The sequence below is a fragment of the Mycobacterium lehmannii genome, assembly GCF_001499925.1.
GTDB lineage: Bacteria > Actinomycetota > Actinomycetes > Mycobacteriales > Mycobacteriaceae > Mycobacterium > Mycobacterium lehmannii.
Map to the genome: position 1 here is coordinate 22,302 of NZ_LQIR01000010.1, position 18,474 is coordinate 40,775.

An 18,474-nucleotide genomic window follows, 5' to 3' on the forward strand; every position below is an offset into this window, starting at 1 on the left:
GGCCTCGAGGACTCCGCCGAGGCCGACCGCGCCCACATTTCGATGGTCGCGGGCGGCGCGCTGCTGGCGCTTGCCGTCGTTTTGACCGCGCTCAACCTGCGCCCGGCCGTGACCAGTGTGGCCCCCCTGCTCGGGGAGATGCGCGCCGAACTCGGCGTCTCGGCGACGTGGGCCGGTCTCCTCACCACAGTGCCCGCACTGTGTTTCGCGGTGGCGGGGCTCACCGCGCCCCGGCTCGCTGCGCGCATCGGGCTCGGTCGCACCATCTCCGCCGCGTTGGTTGCGCTCACCGTCGGTCTGCTCGCCCGCACCGTCGGCGGTCCCCACACCGTGATCGCCGCGACGTTGATCGCCTGCGCGGGGATCGCGTTGGCCAACGTGTTGATCCCCGTGGTGATCAAGGGGTCGTTCCCCGCGCGGGTCGGGCTGATGACCGGGATCTACACCGCTGCACTGCAAGGCGGTGGTGCGTTGGGGTCGGCGGTGACTCCCGGGCTCGAGGACCCGCTGGGAGGGTGGCGCGCCGCGCTGGCGGCGTGGGCGGCGGTCTCCTTCGTCGCGCTCGTGGCGTGGCTGCCCACGTCGCGACGACACGCAGGCACGTGGGCGGCGAGCACCACCCCCGCCGGGGGCAGACGCTCGCTGCTGCGAAACCGGTTGGCGTGGACGGTGACGCTGTTCTTCGGCTGCCAGTCGCTGATGGCGTACATCGTGATGGGTTGGCTGCCAGAGGTTTTCATCGACAACGGTGTTGACAAGACCCAGGCCGGTCTGCTCGTCGGGGTCACATCGCTAGTCGGTGTGCCCATCGCATTGGTGATCGCGCCGCTGGCCGCGCGCAGCCGGGGACAGAGCGCATGGATCGTCGGTCTGGGCGCCGTCGGGCTGGTGGGGACGGTCGGGCTGATGCTCGCTCCGGCGGCGCAGCCCTTGCTGTGGAGCGTGCTGATCGGAGTCGGGATGGGCGTGTTCGCCCTGGCGCTCGCGGTGATCGCGCTGCGCGCGCGAAACGCCGAGGACACCGCGCAATTGTCCGGAATGGCACAGGGATTCGGCTATCTGATCGCGGGCACCGGCCCATTTCTGTTCGGGTTGCTGCACGATGTCACGCACGGGTGGACGGTGCCGTGGATGATGTTCCTGGGTGTCTACGCGGCGCAGATCGCGCTCGGTGCGCTGGCCGGTCGCCCGCGCTACGTCTGATCCCCGCGCTTGAAGGCCGCGTCGAAGAACGCCAACTCCAGCCGCATCGCACGCCGATAGGCCACCCGGGCGGCGGACACATCGACAGCCTGCTGATCGAGCAGCCGCTCCAACAATGACGCCACCTCGTCGAAGCCCGGATCGGCGTAGGTCTGCACCCACTGCGCATACGGGCCTGCGGTCTCGGCGTCGAGTGTGACACCGACGTGCGCGTACAGCCGCATGCACGGCGTCATCGCCGCGCATACCACGCCGACGTCGGCGGTAGCGGCGGTGGCCAGCAGGAACTCGGTGTAGGCCAGCGTCGCCGCGGCGGGTTCGACGCCCGCCATGTCGATCCCCCATGACGCGGCATAAGACGCGTGCAACCCGAGCTCATCGCGCACGCCGGCGAGCAGATCGGCGAAGGTCAACAGGGTGGCGGTATCCGCACTCCTGGAAAGCGCCAAACCATATGCACGAGCGAACGATTCGAGGAAGAACGCGTCCTGCGCGATGTAACCGGCGAACAGGTCGCGGTCCAGCGAGCCGTCTCCGATACCCCGAACGAACGGGTTGGCCAGCACCTCGGCCACCACATCGGCGTTCTCCGTCCACAACTGCGCTGCCAGTGACATGCCCACGGACTCTAGTCGCGGCCGGCTCGGCATGGGTCGGCACCAGCCTTGGCGAGGCCGTCGGGTAGCCCGCGGCGGGGATGGGTACTCCGCAACCCATGACAGACAGGGAATCCCGCGACGACAAATCCGACGGCGGCTCGGCCGTCGTCATCTTCGCCCCGCTGCCCGTGCTCACTGTGACGGTCGAGAACCGCTCCGGAGAGCCCGACATCCACGTCCACGCCGGCGGCCAGGGTGTCTGGCAGTCACGCATGATGTCCTCGCTCGGTGTGCCGGTCGTGTTGTGCTCGGCGCTCGGCGGGGAGACAGGCGACGTCCTCGGCCACCTGCTGCCCGCGCAGAACGTCACCGTGCAGACCGTGCCGGTCAGCGCGCGCAACGGCGCGTATGTGCACGATCGCCGCTCGGGTGACCGTGACGTGATCGCGGAGGCTGCTGGCAGCCCGCTCGACCGCCACGAACTGGACTCCCTCTACGAGCTCACCCTCACCGAGGGTTTGACGCATGGCCGGGTGCTGCTCTCCGGCCCGCAGGAAGACGATGTACTGCCCGCCGACCTGTACCGCCGCCTGTCCACCGATCTCGGCGCCAACGGCTGCAAGGTGGCGGCGGACCTGTCCGGTGAGCGGCTCGAGGCGGTGCTCGCCGGCGGACCGGACCTCATCAAGGTCAGCCACGAAGAGCTGCTCGACGACGGCCGGGCGAAATCGGAGGACGCCAAGGATCTGGTCGCCGCCATGCACAAGATGCGTGACGAGGGTGCGAACATCGTCGTCGTGTCCCGCTCCGGTGACGCTCCGGCTCTGGCCCTGCTCGGTGAGGACGACGATGACGACGTCGTGGAGGTCACGATGCCCACGCTGGAACCGGCCGATTCGGCGGGTGCCGGGGACTCGATGACCGCGGGCATCGTCGCCGCGCTGACCAGCGGCCGCCCGCTGCGCGCGGCTCTGCAGATCGGGGCGGCGTGCGGTGCGCTCAACGTCGTGCGGCACGGGCTGGGCACCGGCGGTGCGCGCGCCGTGGAGACGCTCGCCGAACGGGTGGAGTTGCGCCCGTTGAAGTAGCGGGCATCGCACTGGAGGAGGTTGACGCGTGCCGCGCGCACTGGTGACCAACGACGACGGGATCGACTCGCCCGGCCTGCATGCGCTGGTGAATGCGGCGCTCGAGGCCGGGCTGGAGGTGATCGTCGCCGCCCCCGCCGAGCAGGCCAGCGGGGCGAGCGCCGCGCTGAGCGCGGTCCGCCGCGACGGCCGAACCGTGGTAGAGCCCCGAGAAATACCCGCCCTCGACGGTGTCGAGGCGTGGGCGGTGCAGGCCCAGCCCGGACACATCGTCGCCGCCGCGCTCAACGGCTGGTTCGATCCTCGACCGGACCTCGTGCTGTCGGGAATCAACCACGGCGCCAACGTCGGCCGGGCCATCCTGCACTCCGGCACGATCGGCGCGGCGCTCACCGCGAAAATCAGCGACACCCGCGCCCTGGCGGTATCGCTGGACGTCGCGCTGCATCCGACGGGCGAGCGGTACTGGGAGACCGCCGCAGGTCTGCTGGCGCCGGTGCTGGAACTGCTGCTCGACGCACCCGACGGCACCGTCCTGTCCCTCAACGTCCCCGACCGGCCTGCCAACGAGGTCGGTCCGCTCCGCCACGCGCGGCTGGCGCGGGGCGGGGCGGTGCAGACGCGCGTCGAAGAGGTCCGCGACGGCGGTGTGCGCCTGAGCGAGGTGGAGGTGCCGGACGATCCCGAGGACGACACCGACAGCGCGCTGCTGGACGCCGGGCATCCGACGCTGACCGAGCTGCGATCGGTCGAGGCACACGACGGTGAACTCGTGCGCCAGTGGTTGGCCGACGGACCCTAGGCCGACAGCATCAGGTCCGGTCCGACCACCGGAACAACGCAAGGCAGCCGATCAGCCCGGCGATGCTCCACGCCGCCAACACCAGGAAGATGCGCCAGTGCTCCCAGCTGCCTGCCGGTTCGAACGCGACCATCTCGGCGGGTAGCAGCACCGACCGGAAACCTTGGGCCATCCACTTGACCGGGAAGAGGGAGCCGATCACCAGCATCCACGTCGGCAGGATCATCAGCGGCACGTAGGTGCCCGAAACGAACTGCAGTGCAACCGATGGGCCGTTGGTGATGACTGCCGCGGACACGGCGTTGCTCGCCAGGTTGCTGATGAAGATGCCCAGCAGTGAACAGCTGACGATGCCCAGGACCGACACCCACGCGAGGGTGAACCACCCGTAGGCGTCGGTCGGCAGGCGCAGTCCGAAGACCAGCACCCCCACCCCCAGCAGCAGGACGGCCTCGGCGAGGCTGACCACCGCGACGAGCACGATCTTGCCGACGAAGTACGACGACGCTGTTGTCGGCGTGCCCCGAAGCCGCCGCAACGCGCCGGTGTCGCGGTCGGCGGCGATGCTGGTGCCGAGGTTGACGAACGACGTCGACAGGATGCCGTAGGCGAGCATGCTCGCCGCGATCACCGCACCGGTGCTGGTCTGACTGCCGGGCAACTCCGCGGAGAAGATCGAGCCCAGCAGCAGGCAGATCACCGCGGGCATGGAGAACGTCAGCACCACCTGTTCGGGCCGTCGGTAGAACATCTTCAGTTCGGGAACGACCCGCGACAGTCCGATCCGCAGCGGCGACGGAAGTGCCGGTCGTGCGGTGGCGCGGTGTCGCGGCGGCGATGGGGCGGTGACGTGTTCGATATCGGTCATGGCTGGCCGATCAGGTGGAGGTACGCGTCCTCGAGTGTCGGACGACTGATCGTCAGCTGCGCCAGTTCCGCACCGTCTCTGCTGTGCCGACGGACGAACTCGGTGGGAAAATCCGTTGTCTCGACCCGGATTTGGCCGCCCTCCATCCATCGCACCGTGGCCGCCGAGCTGACGTGCTCGGTCAGCCGGGCCGGCGAGTCGACGGCCACCACCCTGCCGCTCGCGATCACCGCGACGCGGTCGGCCAGAGCGTCGGCCTCTTCGAGGTAGTGGGTGGTCAGCACGATGGTGGTGCCGTCGGCGGCCAGCAACTTGATCAGCTGCCAGAACTGCCGCCGCGCTTCGGGGTCGAAACCCGTTGTCGGTTCGTCCAGGAACAGCAGTTCGGGCTTGCCGATGATGCCGAGCGCGACGTCGAGGCGGCGGCGTTGACCGCCGGACAGCGCCCGCACCCGAGAGTTCGCGACGGTGTCCAGACCGACGAGCTCGAGCACGTCGGCGGGTTCTCGAGCGGCGCCGTAACAACTCGCGAACATCTGCACGGTCTCGCGCACCGACAGCATCCCGGCGTCGCTGACCTCCTGCAGCACGATGCCGATCCTGGCCCGCCAGTTCCGTCCCGCCGTCCCCGGGTCCTCGCCTAGTACTCGCACTCGTCCAGTGTCGCGAGTTCTGTTGCCCTCCAAGATTTCTATCGTCGTGGACTTCCCTGCGCCGTTGGGACCGAGGATGGCAAAGACCTCGCCGGCGGCGACGTCGAGGTCGAGGTCCCGCACTGCCTGGATCGGTCCGTAGGCCTTCGAGAGTCCTCGCACGTGCGCCGCCGTCGAAGCCGCCTCACTCACGCGCCGCGTCACCTTCGAGTTCTGCAAGGAGTTCGCGCAGATCGGCTTCCGACATCTCGCCGATCAGCTGATCGACATCGACCGCTCCGGCCGGGGGTGCGGCCTCCGCAGCGGGCGTCTCACCGTGGATGGTGTGCAGTTCGTCGAGCACGCGAGCGGCCAACGAATCGACGCTGACGCCCTTCAGAATCTCCAGCACCGGCAGGTCGATTGAGAACGTGGTGTTGATCCTGACCCTGAAGTCCATCGCCATCATCGAGTCCAAACCGATGTCGTCGAGCATGTCGTCGTTCGCGAAATCGGTGACCGCACAGTCGAACACCGCAGCGACGAGGCGCTCGACCTGATCGGTGATCACGTTGAGGCGCTCGGGCTCCGGTGTCTTCGCCAGCAGGTCGAGCAACGACCCGTCCGCCCCGGCCTCCGTCGGCGAGGCGGTAGCGGCATCGAGGTCGGCGAACATCCTCGGCAGGTGCCCGCCGAGAAGCTGGCGGGCACGGTTCCAGTCCGCGCTGATCGCGATGACGTTCGGAGTGCTCTGATTGATCAGACGGTCGAGGATCAACGCCCCTGTCGCCGGGGTGATCAACTCGATTCCCCGCAAAGCGTAGACGTTTTCGAGGTTGAGATCCTCCACCATTCCCACCGACCAGGGTCCCCAGCCCACGGTGAGGGCCGGCAGCCCCTGGGCCTGTCGCTGATGTGCGAACGCATCGAGGAACGCGTTGGCGGCGGCGTAGTTGCCCTGCCCGGGTGAGGCGATGACCGAGCCGGCGGATCCGAACATCACGAAGAAGTCGAGCTCCTGGCCGGCGAACGCGGTGTGCAGCGCCCGGGTGCCGGTGACCTTCGGGCCCAGCACATTGAGGAAATCGTCTTCGCTGACGTTGACGAGTAGCTGGTCGTGGACCGCACCCGCGGCGTGGATGACGCCGCGAACCGGTCTGTCTCCGTTGCGGTCGTGGTCGGCCAGCCAGGCGGCCACCGCGTCGGCGTCGGTGATGTCGACACTGGCCGCGCTGACTTGCGCTCCGAGGCGCTCGACGGCCCGAACGGTGTCGACGGCGGTGAACTGGGGGTCGTCGGGAGTGATGCTCGGCCACCGGTCGCGCGGTGGCAGCCCGCTTCTGCTCAGCAGCGCGATGTGTCGTGCGCCGTGCTCGGCCAAATAAGTGGCGACGGTGCGGCCGAGCGCGCCGGTGCCGCCGGTGACGACGTAGGTCGCGGTGGGCGAAAGCTTGGTGGGAAACGGTGTTGTGAGGTTCGTGCTGTGTCGCAACCGCGGAACCAGCGTCACCTCGCCGCGGAAGGCCACCTGATCCTCGGATGTGGGATCGAGGATGTGCCGACAGACACGCGCGGCGGTGTCGGCGGCGCCGTCGGTGTCGTCGATGTCGATGAGACCGCCCCATCGTTCGACGAACTCCTGATGACCGACGACCCTGCCGAGCCCCCAGACGGTGGACTGGTCGACGGCCAGCGGCTCGGTGCCCAGTGCCGGTTGAGCGTTCGCGGTGACGACGTACACGCGTGGCCTCACACTGTCGTGTGCGGCCAGCGCCTTGGCGATGCGTAGCAGCGTGAGGACGCCGAGGTGGTTGGCGCTGTTCCCGTCGGACGCCTGCGGATCGGCGTCGAGATCCATTGACCAGCAGTCGATGACGCCGGTGAGTTCGCTGTCTTCGGCGAGGTGTTGGTCGAACAGCTGGGCCACGTGTTCAGGGCGCCGTTCGTCGATCGTGTATCCGCCGTCGACCGTGGTGACGGTGTCGACGCGGCGGTGTGCGACGGTGTGCACGCGCTGGCCGCCGTGCCGCAGTCGATCGGCGAGCGCCGAGCCGAACCCGGTTTCGTCGACGAAGACCAGCCATGAGGTAGGGACGGGCTCCGTGCCGTCCTTAACGCTCGGGTCGGCCGCGGGAACCCACTGGAGTTCGTAGAGCCCCTTGTCGATTCGTTCCGGCGACATGCGCGTCGAGGCGCTCAGCGATCGCACCGTGAAGCCCTCGAAGACGGCGAGCCGCTCACCGCGATGGTCGCAAATCGTGATGTCGCTTTCGATCTCCTCGGCGGTCGCCGACCTGACGGCCAGTCGTACGGTCATGTCCCCCTTGGGGGTGCCGTACACGGCGCTGCGCCGGATTCGGGTTGGCAGGTATGGGCCTTCGGTGGCGTTCCCGCCGGAAAGCGGTGCGCCGAAGAGTGTTTGAAATGCCCCGTCGATCAGCGCCGGGTGGAACCGGTAGTCGTCGAGCTCGGCGGCGATCGGCGCCGGGATCTCCATTTCGGCGACCACCCAGCCGTCGCCTGCAGTGAGGCCGGTGACGGCTCGGAACGCCGCCCCGTAATCAAATCCGATGGCTTCGGTGAGGGCGTAGAACTCGTCGCCGCTGAGAGCGTTGACCGGCGCCGCCTCGGCGATCGGAGGCGGGGCGCCCGCCGATTTCGGCAGCCTCGTGAGTTCGGCCGTGGCGGTGATCGTCCACTTGAGTTCACCGTCGGGGGTGGCGGTGTGAGCGGCGAACTCCAGGGCGCCGGTGTCCTGGTTGAGGGTGGTCCGCAGGAGGGGGTCGCAGGTGTCGTCGAGGATGAGCGCGCGGTGCAGCACCAAATCCTCGACAGCGAGGTCCACGCCGTAGGTCTCCTTCGCCGCTGCCAGCGACAGCTCGATGTAGACCGCGCCGGGTACGACGACGCTGCCCTGGACCCGGTGGTCGTCGAGGAACGGGACGAGCGCGGTGCTCAATTCGATTTCCCACGTGGGATGCACGGCACTGACCGGCTGGCCCAGCAGCGGGTGCACCGGGTGATAGTGCAGCGATTCGGTGGCCTCCTGGGTTTCGTTCCAGTAGCGCCGGGTCTGCCACGGGTAGCCGGGCAGCTTGAGCAAGCGCGCGTCACCGCGCGGATACATCGCCTCCCAGTCGATGTCGTGGCCGTGGTCGTGAAGCGCGCCGAGGCCGGTCATGAACGTGCGCACGTCGTCGTCGTTGCGTCGCTGGGTGGCCTGAACGAGGGTCTTCTGCGCGCCGGCGATCTCGAAGATCGACGAGGCCAGCACCGGATGCGGCCCCAGTTCGACGAAGTGCGTGTAGCCGTCGTCGAGCATCCGGCGGATGGCCGGCTCGAAAAGGACTGTGGCGCGGGTGTTCTGCCACCAGTAGGCGGCACCGGAGCGGTACTCCTTCAACAGGTCGCCGGTGACCGTCGAATAGAGCGGGAGCGTCGCCGGCTGTGACGACAGATCGTGCAGGGCGTTCTGCATATCCTTCTTGATCGCATCCATGTAATGGGTGTGATAGGGCACCTTGCCGGTCAGGTACCGGGTGAAGACTCCTTCGTCGTCCAACCGGCTGGCGATGTCGTCGAGGACATCGCCGTCCCCGGCGATGGTCACCGCGGAGGGGCTGTTGACCGCCGCCACCGAAACCCGGCCTCCGAACTCCTGGCGCATCTCTTCGTCGAGCGCGGCCATCAACGAGTCAGTGTCCAGGCCGACGGCCAGCATGCGGCCCTGTCCGCTCGTCCGCTGTTGGAGCCTGCTGCGGTGGTAGATGACCTCGATCGCCTGTTCGAAGGTGAGGAGCCCGGCGAGATGGTGGGCGGCGACTTCGCCTGCGCTGTGGCCGATCACGGCATCGGGGCGAATGCCGAACTGGTCGAGTTGTGCGGCCAGGGCGATCTGGATCGCGAAATTGGCCGGCTGGGCGAACTCGGTCTCACTCATCCGGGAATCCGCTTCGCCGCGCCGGAGTTCCTCGATCAGCGACCAGTCGGCGTGGCGCGCCAGCTCGCGATCGCTTCGCGCGATGCTCTCGGTGAAGGCGGGCAGGACGTCGAGGAGCCCGCGGCACATCTTCCACCACTGCGGGCCCATGCCGCTGCAGACGAACGCCAGCTTCGGCGTGGTTGACGACGTGCGCGCCGAGGCGAGCTGGCCCCCGTCGGCGAGGGCACGTAGTTGCTCACGTGCATCGGAGATGTCGGCGCTGACCAGGGTGTGGCGGTGGCTGAGGTGTGAGCGTCGTTGAGTCAGCGTGAATCTCAGGTCGGACAGGTCGATGTTCGGAGCGGCGTCCAGGTGGTCGGCCAACTGGCGCGCGGTGGCCACCAGGGCCTCCTCGCTGCGCGCCGAGATCGGAAGCAGCGTGACGGGAAGGTGCTCGGCCGTGCTCGATGCGGGCGTCTCGACCGCAGTCGGTGGTTCGGCGAGCACCGCGTGGGCGTTGGTGCCGCCGAAACCGAACGAGTTGACCCCGGCGATCCGTCGGCCGGCGGGAAAGGGGCGGCCCGCGCGCGGCACATCGAGCTTGAGCTCGGTGAGAGAGACTTGGCTGGTGGGGTTTTGGAGATGCAGGTGCGCGGGGATGAAGCCGTGCTTGAGCACCAACGCCGTCTTGATCAGTCCGGCGACGCCCGCGCCCGCTTCGAGGTGACCGATGTTGGTCTTGACCGATCCGATGGGAAGGGGGTCTGTGCGCTCTGATGTGAGCGTCGCGGCCAGCGCGCGCATCTCGACCGGGTCGCCGACGGGTGTTCCGGTGCCGTGCGCTTCGACGTAGCCGACATCGGTCGCCCGGACACCGGCCCGGCGCAGCGCCGAGGTGATCGCCGCCGCCTGAGCCTGCGCGCGGGGCACGGTGATGCCGTCGGTACGGCCGTCCTGAGACACCGCGGTCCCGAGGATCTGAGCGTAGATCTCGTCGCCGTCGCGCAACGCCTGCTCGAGGGGCTTGATGACGACGACGGCACCGCCCTCGCCGCGCGCATAGCCATCAGCCGACTCGTCGAAGGCCTTGCAGCGCCCGTCGGGGCTGAGGAATCCGCTTTTGGACTCCGCGATCGCGGTGTTGGGTCCGATCATGATGTTGACGCCGCCGGCCAGCGCGAGCTCGCTCTCACCGTTCCAGATGCTCTGTGCCGCAAGGTGCACCGCGACGAGTGAGCTCGAACACGCCGTGTCGATCGTCATGCTCGGGCCGCGGAAGTCGAAGGCGAACGAGATCCGGTTCGCCAGCATCGTCATCATCATCCCGGCGGCGGAATGCGTCTTGAACTGGTAGCGGCTGCCGCGGCCCTGGTTCTGCAACAACTGGTAGTCCAACGTGAAGCCGCCGATGAACACCCCAACATCGGTTCCGGCCAGGTGGTCGGGCCGGATTCCCCCGTCCTCCAGCGCCTCCCAGGTGGTCTGCAGCATCAGGCGTTGCTGCGGGTCGATCGAATGCGCCTCCCGCGGCGAGATGCCGAAGAACTGCGGATCGAACTGGTCGATGTCGTCGAGGAATCCGCCACGACGGGTGACCATCTTGCCGACCTTTTTGGGGTTGGCGTCGTGGAATCGGCCCGCGTTCCAGCGTGATTCGGGGACCTCGCGGGTGGCGTCGACGCCGTCGGTCAATAGTCGCCAGTAGTCCTGGGCGGAGTTTACGCCGCCCGGTAGGCGGCATCCGATCCCGACGATCGCCAATGGTGCGGGCCGGTCCAAGATATCGTGCGTGTTCATACCTGCAACTCACGGATAGCGGTGTGGATCCAGTCGGGGCTGACCGGATTGTCCTGTTGTTCGCGGCGATACACGGAACGAAGCTCTCTCAACAAGGGGTCGCGCTGCCACGCCTGCACCTGGGCGACGGCGGCGTCGTCGTCGAACAGCGCCGACTTGTCGGCGAGCACAGTCTCGGCCAGCTGACCCGCCAGCTGACGCAACAACCGGCCGTTGGCCTCGAAAACGTCGGCGAAGTAGGTCGCCGGTTCCATCATCGCCACGTGCAGCGTCTCCATGAAGTTCAGCGGCACGTACAGATCGACGAACCGTACCGGCGATTCGCGGCCCTCCACGGCGGCCCACTCGCGGAAGAACCGCTGCACCCGGTTGCTCAGTGCGATCAGGCCTTCCAGGTGCGGGACGACGGCGGGATCGTCGGCGACGCTGACGAAGCGGCCGTTGCGGTAGAGCAATCCGATGAAGCCCCAGTAGAACGCGATGTCCCAGACGACCTTCGCCGCCATCACCGTCGGTGTGCCCATGAGCTTGTATTGCTTTTCGTACACCGCGAGCCACATGTCGGCCAGTGACCGGAACAGGGAGTCGCTGATGCCCGCGCGGGCCACCACGTCTTCACCGTCGAGTTCGCGCGTGATCATGTCGGTTATGAGGCCGTTGCCGATCGCCACCAGGTCCAGCCCCGAGGAGTACAGCGGGTCCAGAAAGACGCCCGCGTCGCCGGTCAGGCACCAGCGCGCGGCACCGTCGAAGACCCTTGTGGCGGCGTGGCTGTAGTGCTTCATGACGCGGAAGTCCATGATCAGGTCGTCGTGTCGGGCGATCTCGTCGGCGCACTGCGGCTCGTGTCGGCGGATCCACGCCTTGGCCTTGTCCAGCGTGTTGAACTCGTCGAACGCGTGGAACTCGGGGTCGGCGACGATGCCGACGCTCGTGGCGCCGGAGGCCAGCCGGATGAGCCAGACCCAATAGCCCTCGCCCATCAGGTGATTCGTCGACAGCGTGCGGTCGCCTTCGACCAGTCGCGCGTGCCAGTCCGGGTCATCGGTCCACTGTCCGATGTCGAGTTCGGCCTTGACGCGAAACCATGCGGCGTTGCAGTGGTGTTCGGTGGCGCGCTTCAGGTTCAGCTGGCGCGACAGCGCCCGGTTGCGACCGGAGGCGTCGACCACCCAGCGTGCCGTCGTGCGGCCGGTCTCGTCGTCGCCCTGGTATGTCACGGTGTGCGCGTCGTCACCGAACTCCACGGTCCTGACGCGGCCGCGAGCGATGCGTATCCCGGCGGCTTGGCATCGGCTGGCGAGTTCGTTCTCGAGCCTGCCCCGGTCGATCTGATAGGTCACCTGCGGCACGAACGCGGAGCTACCGACTTCGACGCGGCTTGCGATGTCGGTGTTGCCGTCGTGTGAGAAGAACATTCGCAAGCCCATCTTGCGGATCTGGGCCGTGCTCAAATGGTCGGCCAGGCCGAGGCGTTCGCGGAGGTATTGCGCGGACACCTCGACCGTCGACTCACCGACCGTGTGGGTGATCTCGGCGACCGGACGCGCGGTCGGCTCGATGATGATGATCCGGGTTCGCGGGCGCGCTGTGCGAAGCTCCAATGCCAATGTCAGGGCCGCGGCACCTCCTCCGATGATGGCCACATCGTGGTCTGCTGACGCGGACCCGTTGGAGGACAGCTGGTTCCGGATCTTGCGGGCGAGGGCGGCACGAGCCTCGGGGTCGAGTTCAGACAGCTTCGATCGCACGTGCGTTACCTTCCCTCTGTCGCCGGAACGGCGGATGTCGCATCGGCGAGGTCTGCTTCCGGCAGCGTGGTGTCCACCGGAGGCCGGTGTCGGCCGTAGACGAATTCGAAGATCGGGGCGGCCATCAATGTCGTGACGATGGCGACCAGCACCAGGATTGTGAACAGCGTCGGGGTGATGATGCCGGCCTCCAGACCGATGTTGAGAAGGATGAGCTCGATCAACCCGCGTGCGTTCATCAACGAACCGAGCGCGATCGATTCGCGCAGCGGCACCTTGCTCAGCCTGGCCGCGGCGGCGCACGCGACGCCCTTCCCCGCGATCGCCACGATGAGCACGCCGAGCGTCAGCGCCCAGAGTCCCGGCGTGTTCACCAAGCCGATCTCGGTGTTGAGACCGGAGTAGACGAAGAACAGCGGCAGCAGCAGCCTCGTGGTGAGTGGCTCGATGGTCTCGGTGAGGCGTCGGGCGAACAGTCCCGACGGCATGGCGACACCGATGATGAAGGCGCCGAAGATCGCGTGGATTCCGATGGTGTCGGTGAGCCAGGCGCCGCTCATCAGGACGATCAGGACGGTGCTCAGCACCCATCCGGGAATCGTCCGCTGTTCTTCGGATTTCGCGCCGAGCACCCGCGCCGCCCGTCGCCCGAGCGTCAGCACCACCGCGGTGTAGAGCAGTCCGCCCACGATGGCCGTGATGGCCGTCGCCGGGGTTCCGCGGTGCACGGCGACGACGACCGCAAGGATGCACCAGGAGATCGCGTCGGCGGTGGCGCCGCACGCGAGCGCCAGAGTGCCGAGAGATGTTCCGGTGAGCCGCTTTTCGAAGATGATCCGGGCGAGCATGGGGAACGCGGTGATCGCGATGGCCGCGCCCATGAACATCATCGCCATGGCGGGACTGACGTCTTCGCCGAAGAATCCACCCGAGGACAGCAGCGGCACCGCGATGACCGCGCCCAACACCAGCGGAGCCAGGGTCCCTGCCGTGGAGACTGCGACGGCGGTGCGGGCGCGCTGTTTGACGTGCTCGACGTCGAAGTTCAGCCCCACGACGAACATGTAGAGCACGAGGCCGATCTGCGCGGCGGTGTAGAGCACGACGTTGGACGTGCCTGTCGGAAACAGGTCTTCCTGCACGCCGGGCGCGATTCTGCCCAGCAGGGAGGGACCCAGGAAGACACCGGCGATCATCTCGCCGACGACCGGTGGCTGGCTCACGCGTTGCGTCAACAGGCCGGCGAGGCGGCACGCCGCGAGGATGACCGCCAGCGCGAGAAAGAAGTGAACTGCCGTTGCCGCGGGCATGTCAGGTCCTACGTTCTGCAGTGCAGGCCGTAGAGGTCCTGTGGGGTTCGGAGCGCAGCGCTGCGCGGGCGGGCTCCACCAGTCCGTCTATGACTCACCTCATCGTTTCCGACTGCCCGTCTCGCCGGAGACGATGCATCTTCGATGCGGTGGGGTATTGACAGATTGAGCGGTCGCTAATCGTAAGAATTCTTTCCGATTGGTGACGCGGGCTGATCGGCTGCCGACCTGCGGTGTCAGGCGCCCGACTCGGCGCCGTTCGCCTCGCCCTCGGCCCGCTCATCAATTTGCTCGTTGATGTAGCGAACGAGCACCGTGAGCATCGCGACCGTCGGCACGGCAAGGAAGGCGCCGACGATCCCGTACAGCGCGCCGCCCGCGGTCACCGCGAGCAGTACCACCGCCGCGTGCAGCTTCATCACCCGGCTCTGCAGCAACGGCTGCAGCACATTCCCCTCGATCTGTTGTACGGCGATGATGACGGCGAGCACCAGCAGCGCATTGACGAACCCGTTGGCCACCAATGCGATCAGCACCGCGAGCGCACCGGCGACGAAGGCTCCGATGAATGGGACGAACGCACCGATGAAGGTCAGCACGGCCAGTGCTGGGGCAAGCGGGACACCGAGTACCACCAGGCCGGCGCCGATGAAGACCGCGTCGATCAGAGCCACTCCGGTCTGCGCACGGATGAAGCCGCCGAGGTTGTCCCACATCCGGCTGAGCACCGTTTCCAGATGCCGGCCTGCGCGCCGCCCGGTCAGTCCGACAAGCCAGGGCAGGAACTTGCGTCCGTCCTTGAGGACGAAGAACGACAGCACGACGGTCAGCACCAGTGTCACCAGGACGCTGCCGACCGTGCTGACCCCGCTGACGACGCCGGTCGCGATCGCCGAGGACCTTTCCCGCATCGCGGTGACCAGTGAGTCGGCGAAGCGGTCCAACTGCTCTTGCCGGAGGTTGAGCGGGGGTCCGGCGGTCCAGTCCTGCAGCCGAGTGATGCCCTCGGTCGCCTGGTCGATCAGCGCAGGCATCTGGCTCAGCAGCGGCGGGATGATCAGCGCGATGAGACCCGACGCGATGGCCAGGAACAGCAGCAGCGTCGTCAACGCCGCGACGGCAGGCGGCAGACCGGCGCGGTCCATCAGCACGCGCGCCGGCGGCCACAGCACCGTGCACAGGATGACGGCGAGCAGGACCGGCAGGAAGATCACCCACAGCTGGGCCACGAGCCAACCGAGCACCACCGCGCCCGCAGCGATCGCCACGATGACCAACGACCACTTCGCCATCCAGAACGCGCCGCTGCCGATCAGGGCTCCACGATCCCGCTCGGGTGCTGCGCCGGGGCTGTGTTCGCTCACGAGCATCCCCTTCTCAGCGTCCACCCCAGTCGTCAGGACCGAGGTCGTCTACCCCGGCCCGTTGTATCGAAAACCGCACCGCTTCCGCGCCGGGTCTCGCTGATCTGGCAGGTTGAGGAACTATCACCCGGGGTTATCGAGTTCCACTCCATCGGCACCCGCGCTGCGCGACGCGGTGGACCCGGCTGGTGCGAGGATGCGCCGGAGGAAGGCGATCTGATCGTTGACGACCCGCTCATGCCAACCCTCACCCGGATATACGTCGAAATGGTCGCAGGGGTAGTGATGAACCGTCGCGCGCATCCGAGTCGCGGCCGCGGTGGCCGCTGCGGGCGGGGCGGTACGGTCCTGATCACCGATCTGCACGAGGGCCGGGCAGGTGACGCGATCGGCGCTCGCGATGGGTCGATGAGCACCCATGACCAACACCAATCGGGCGGCGAACTCGTTGCGCCAGGTGGGTCCCGCGATGCGACGCATGCCTTCGAGGGCCCCGTCGGCGCTCAGACCGGCCACCTCCCCCGGAGCACCCACCACCGGGATGAGCACCGGTGAGCGACCAAGCACCTTCGCCGCCACATCCCTTATGCCCTGGGCCATTACGCGCAGGACGTAGCGCGGCCCGAGTGTGCGCAGCATGTGGGTCACCACGGGTAGCCCGTCGGTGGCCGGCGTGAGTGAGATGACTCCCGCGAGGTGCGGGTCGTCGGCCGCAACCTTGATGACGTGCCCACCCGACAGCGAGACACCCCAGGCCACGATCCGCGCCGCGTCCACATTCTCGAGCCGCCGGGCGTGGTCGATTACCGCGTGATAGTCGGCAACCTGTCCAGACAGCGAGATCAATTGCCTTGGCTGTCCCGAGGATTCGGCGAAATGCCGGTAGTCGAACGTGACGACTTCGGCGCCGGCACCGGCCAGCGCTTCGGCGAACGCGAACAGCCCGCAATCCTGGGTGGCGCCGAGACCGTGCGCCATGACGACGCAGGGCCGCCCCACCGGACCGGTCAGCGCGTCCGTCGTCGCGGCGAAGCGCCGCGCCGCGATGATGTCGCCGCCGACTGGAATCTGAATCCGCGTGCTTGTCATTGTGGCGTCCCTCCGAACAGCGCCGTGTGCCAGACGTGAATAACCGCCGCCAGAAGCGGGCCTGCGGCCTCCGGCCCGTCATCAGAGCGCACGTGGCGGTCGAGGACCCGCTCGTTCATCGAGATCAGCGCGTGCGCAAGCGGTCCGGGATCTCCGACGTCGATGGTGGGCTGGCTGGTGATGAACTCGCAGACGAACTCCTCGTACCGCTGTAGCCACTGGTCCCAGATCGCCCGTGCTTCGGGGTCGGAGTCGCGGGCGTCGAGCATCGCCCGGAACAGGGTTCGGTGGGCGTGCCAGGACTCAAACGTCCGTGTCATCGCGTCGGCCACCGACGCGCGCGGGTCGCCGCCGCCGGCCAGGAAACCGCCGATGGTGAAGACGTCGTCCTGGAAGATGTCCGTGAGCAGTTCGGTGACGACTTCGTGCTTACCGGCGAAGTAGAAGTAGAACGCAGGCCGCTTCAGTCCCGCTGCCCGCGCCACCTCGGCGACGCTGATCTCGGCGAGCGACTGGGTCTGCAGTTGCTCCTCGAAGGCCTCGAGTAGCCGAAGTCGGCTTTCGTCCCCGCGCGGTTGCGGCCGGCGCGCGTTTCGTCGGGACGTCTGCGTCGACTCAGGCGGCACCGGCTGCCTCGCGTGCCCGGCCGGCCAGCTGGACCGGACCGAACTTCTCGACGCGGCGCCTACCTGCCGGCAGCTCACGCTTGCGCATGTCGCGTTCGTAATCCCAGTAGTCCACCTGCTGGGTGTGTCGCGGTTTGTCGGCGAAGTGGCCGACGTACTTGCGTTCGTCGGCGGCGATGACGCGCCACATCTCGGATTCTGACGGCGGCCGGTACGTGCCTGCGAGATAAGCGGCGGCCAACCGGGCCTGGCATTCCACGAAGGGGAACAGCGTGGGCACCGCCTGCGCGAAGCCGAGGAAGAGCAGGTCGTCGATCCCCGGTTTGAGGATCCGCTTGTACAGCGGGAGCCGGTTGTCGGGAGCCTCGATGAAACTGCGGTCGAAGAACGGGAACGTGATGTTGTATCCCGTCGCGTAGATGATCACGTCGGCTTCCACGGTCGAACCGTCGACGAACACCACCGAATTCCCGTCCAGGCGTTCGATATTCGGTTTCGCGGTCGCATCGCCGGATCCCAACCGCATGAGCAGTTCGGCGGATTGGGTCGGGTGCGCCTCGAGGAACCGGTGGTTGGGTTTGGGCAGGCCGTAGTTCTCGGGATCGCCGAACATGAACCGCGCGAACGGCTGCATCGCTCGCCGCTGCCACGACAGCGGGATCACCGGCAGCGAGCGCGCGACCTTGTCGGCGGTCTTCCCGAAGATGTACTTGGGCACGATCCACGCACCCGAGCGGGTGGAGAGATAAACCGTGTTGCGCCACGACTTTTGGGAGAGCTCGGAGACCAGGTCGGCTGCCGAGTTGCCGATACCGACGACGACGATGCGCTTGCCGCGCAGATCGAGCGGTTCGGTGGGGTCGATGTAGTGGTGGGCGTGGATGCTCTCGCCGGTGAACTCGCCGGGAAAGTCGGGTGTGCGCGGATCCCAGTGATGCCCGTTGGCGACCACCAGCGCGTCATACCGTCGCGTGTGCCCGTCTGCGGTGTCGAGCTCCCAACCGCCGCGGGGCAAACGCCGCGCGTGCTTGACCTCGTTCTGGAACTGGATGCGGTCCAACAGGCCGAAGGTTTCGGCGTAGTCGTCCAGGTACTCCTTGATCTGGGAGTGATGCGGGAAGTCGGGGAGGTCGTCGCGCATCGGGAAGTCGCGGAACGACAGGCATTCACGCGAGGTGTCGATGTGCAGCGATCGGTACGCGCTGGAGTGGCCGTTCGGATTGCGGAACGCCCAGTTCCCGCCGATCCGGTCGGATGACTCGAAGCAGTCGTACTCGATACCGGCGTCTGCGAGGTTTTTTCCCGTGGTCAAACCGCTGATGCCTGCGCCGATGATCGCTGTCGTGGGTGATGAAGCCATGTTGCCTACCGTCGTCGTGAACTCCGTCACCGGCAACAGTACCAATTTTCTGACAGCTGTCAA

The 18,474-nt window shown here is 67.4% G+C and carries 13 protein-coding genes; 3 read left to right on the forward strand and 10 right to left on the reverse strand.

Annotation, left to right across the window (positions count from 1 at the left end; all coding sequences use genetic code 11):
- The first annotated feature begins 42 nt into the window (after nt 1-42).
- Nucleotides 43-1,203, forward strand: coding sequence for a CynX/NimT family MFS transporter (locus AU192_RS07185; protein ID WP_064395148.1), 1,161 nt, complete (start codon nt 43-45; stop codon nt 1,201-1,203).
- Here AU192_RS07185 and AU192_RS07190 read toward each other — a convergent pair.
- Nucleotides 1,194-1,820, reverse strand: coding sequence for a TenA family protein (locus tag AU192_RS07190; protein WP_064395149.1), 627 nt, complete (start codon nt 1,818-1,820; stop codon nt 1,194-1,196). The two genes, AU192_RS07185 and AU192_RS07190, sit on opposite strands and share 10 nt — an antisense overlap.
- 98 nt (nt 1,821-1,918) lie before the next feature.
- Between AU192_RS07190 and AU192_RS07195 the strand changes: the two genes are divergently transcribed.
- Together AU192_RS07195 and surE are read left to right on the forward strand one after the other, a co-directional pair.
- On the forward strand, nt 1,919-2,890 hold the full coding sequence (locus AU192_RS07195) for a 1-phosphofructokinase family hexose kinase (protein WP_064395110.1): 972 nt from the start codon (nt 1,919-1,921) through the stop codon (nt 2,888-2,890).
- Nucleotides 2,891-2,918: 28 nt separating this feature from the next.
- Nucleotides 2,919-3,692, forward strand: coding sequence for a 5'/3'-nucleotidase SurE (gene surE, locus AU192_RS07200; RefSeq protein ID WP_064395111.1), 774 nt, complete (start codon nt 2,919-2,921; stop codon nt 3,690-3,692).
- Nucleotides 3,693-3,702: 10 nt separating this feature from the next.
- Here the strand turns inward: surE and AU192_RS07205 are convergent, their stop codons facing one another.
- From AU192_RS07205 to AU192_RS07245, 9 genes are all read right to left on the reverse strand, one after another.
- The gene (locus AU192_RS07205) at nt 3,703-4,560 is read right to left on the reverse strand and encodes an ABC transporter permease (protein WP_064395112.1); all 858 of its coding nucleotides are present in this window, start codon (nt 4,558-4,560) and stop codon (nt 3,703-3,705) included.
- Complete coding sequence (locus AU192_RS07210; RefSeq protein WP_064395150.1) at nt 4,557-5,405, reverse strand: ABC transporter ATP-binding protein; 849 nt, start codon at nt 5,403-5,405, stop codon at nt 4,557-4,559. Before AU192_RS07210 ends, AU192_RS07205 begins: the two co-directional genes overlap by 4 nt.
- The gene (locus AU192_RS07215; protein WP_064395113.1) at nt 5,398-10,911 is read right to left on the reverse strand and encodes a type I polyketide synthase; all 5,514 of its coding nucleotides are present in this window, start codon (nt 10,909-10,911) and stop codon (nt 5,398-5,400) included. The genes AU192_RS07210 and AU192_RS07215 overlap by 8 nt, the downstream gene beginning before the upstream one ends.
- Complete coding sequence (locus AU192_RS07220) at nt 10,908-12,662, reverse strand: NAD(P)/FAD-dependent oxidoreductase (protein WP_064395114.1); 1,755 nt, start codon at nt 12,660-12,662, stop codon at nt 10,908-10,910. Before AU192_RS07220 ends, AU192_RS07215 begins: the two co-directional genes overlap by 4 nt.
- A gap of 5 nt (nt 12,663-12,667) precedes the next feature.
- Nucleotides 12,668-13,972, reverse strand: coding sequence for a cation:proton antiporter (locus AU192_RS07225; RefSeq protein WP_064395115.1), 1,305 nt, complete (start codon nt 13,970-13,972; stop codon nt 12,668-12,670).
- Between the two features lie 236 nt (nt 13,973-14,208).
- The gene (locus tag AU192_RS07230; protein ID WP_235629693.1) at nt 14,209-15,264 is read right to left on the reverse strand and encodes an AI-2E family transporter; all 1,056 of its coding nucleotides are present in this window, start codon (nt 15,262-15,264) and stop codon (nt 14,209-14,211) included.
- A gap of 195 nt (nt 15,265-15,459) precedes the next feature.
- Complete coding sequence (locus tag AU192_RS07235; protein WP_082694937.1) at nt 15,460-16,425, reverse strand: alpha/beta hydrolase; 966 nt, start codon at nt 16,423-16,425, stop codon at nt 15,460-15,462.
- A complete protein-coding gene (locus AU192_RS07240) occupies nt 16,422-17,051 on the reverse strand; it encodes a TetR/AcrR family transcriptional regulator (RefSeq protein ID WP_064395117.1) in 630 nt (209 codons plus the stop codon). The genes AU192_RS07235 and AU192_RS07240 overlap by 4 nt, the downstream gene beginning before the upstream one ends.
- Nucleotides 17,041-18,411, reverse strand: coding sequence for a flavin-containing monooxygenase (locus AU192_RS07245; RefSeq protein ID WP_064395152.1), 1,371 nt, complete (start codon nt 18,409-18,411; stop codon nt 17,041-17,043). The genes AU192_RS07240 and AU192_RS07245 overlap by 11 nt, the downstream gene beginning before the upstream one ends.
- Nucleotides 18,412-18,474 lie beyond the last annotated feature (63 nt).

Bases quoted from the DNA above. Each gene is read 5' to 3' on its own strand.
- AU192_RS07245 (WP_064395152.1), bottom strand. From the start codon at position 18,411: ATGGCTTCATCACCCACGACAGCGATCATCGGCGCAGGCATCAGCGGT.
- AU192_RS07185 (WP_064395148.1), top strand. From the start codon at position 43: ATGGTCGCGGGCGGCGCGCTGCTGGCGCTTGCCGTCGTTTTGACCGCG.
- AU192_RS07195 (WP_064395110.1), top strand. From the start codon at position 1,919: ATGACAGACAGGGAATCCCGCGACGACAAATCCGACGGCGGCTCGGCC.
- AU192_RS07235 (WP_082694937.1), bottom strand. From the start codon at position 16,425: ATGACAAGCACGCGGATTCAGATTCCAGTCGGCGGCGACATCATCGCG.
- AU192_RS07215 (WP_064395113.1), bottom strand. From the start codon at position 10,911: ATGAACACGCACGATATCTTGGACCGGCCCGCACCATTGGCGATCGTC.
- AU192_RS07230 (WP_235629693.1), bottom strand. From the start codon at position 15,264: ATGGCGAAGTGGTCGTTGGTCATCGTGGCGATCGCTGCGGGCGCGGTG.
- AU192_RS07205 (WP_064395112.1), bottom strand. From the start codon at position 4,560: ATGACCGATATCGAACACGTCACCGCCCCATCGCCGCCGCGACACCGC.
- AU192_RS07225 (WP_064395115.1), bottom strand. From the start codon at position 13,972: ATGCCCGCGGCAACGGCAGTTCACTTCTTTCTCGCGCTGGCGGTCATC.
- AU192_RS07190 (WP_064395149.1), bottom strand. From the start codon at position 1,820: ATGTCACTGGCAGCGCAGTTGTGGACGGAGAACGCCGATGTGGTGGCC.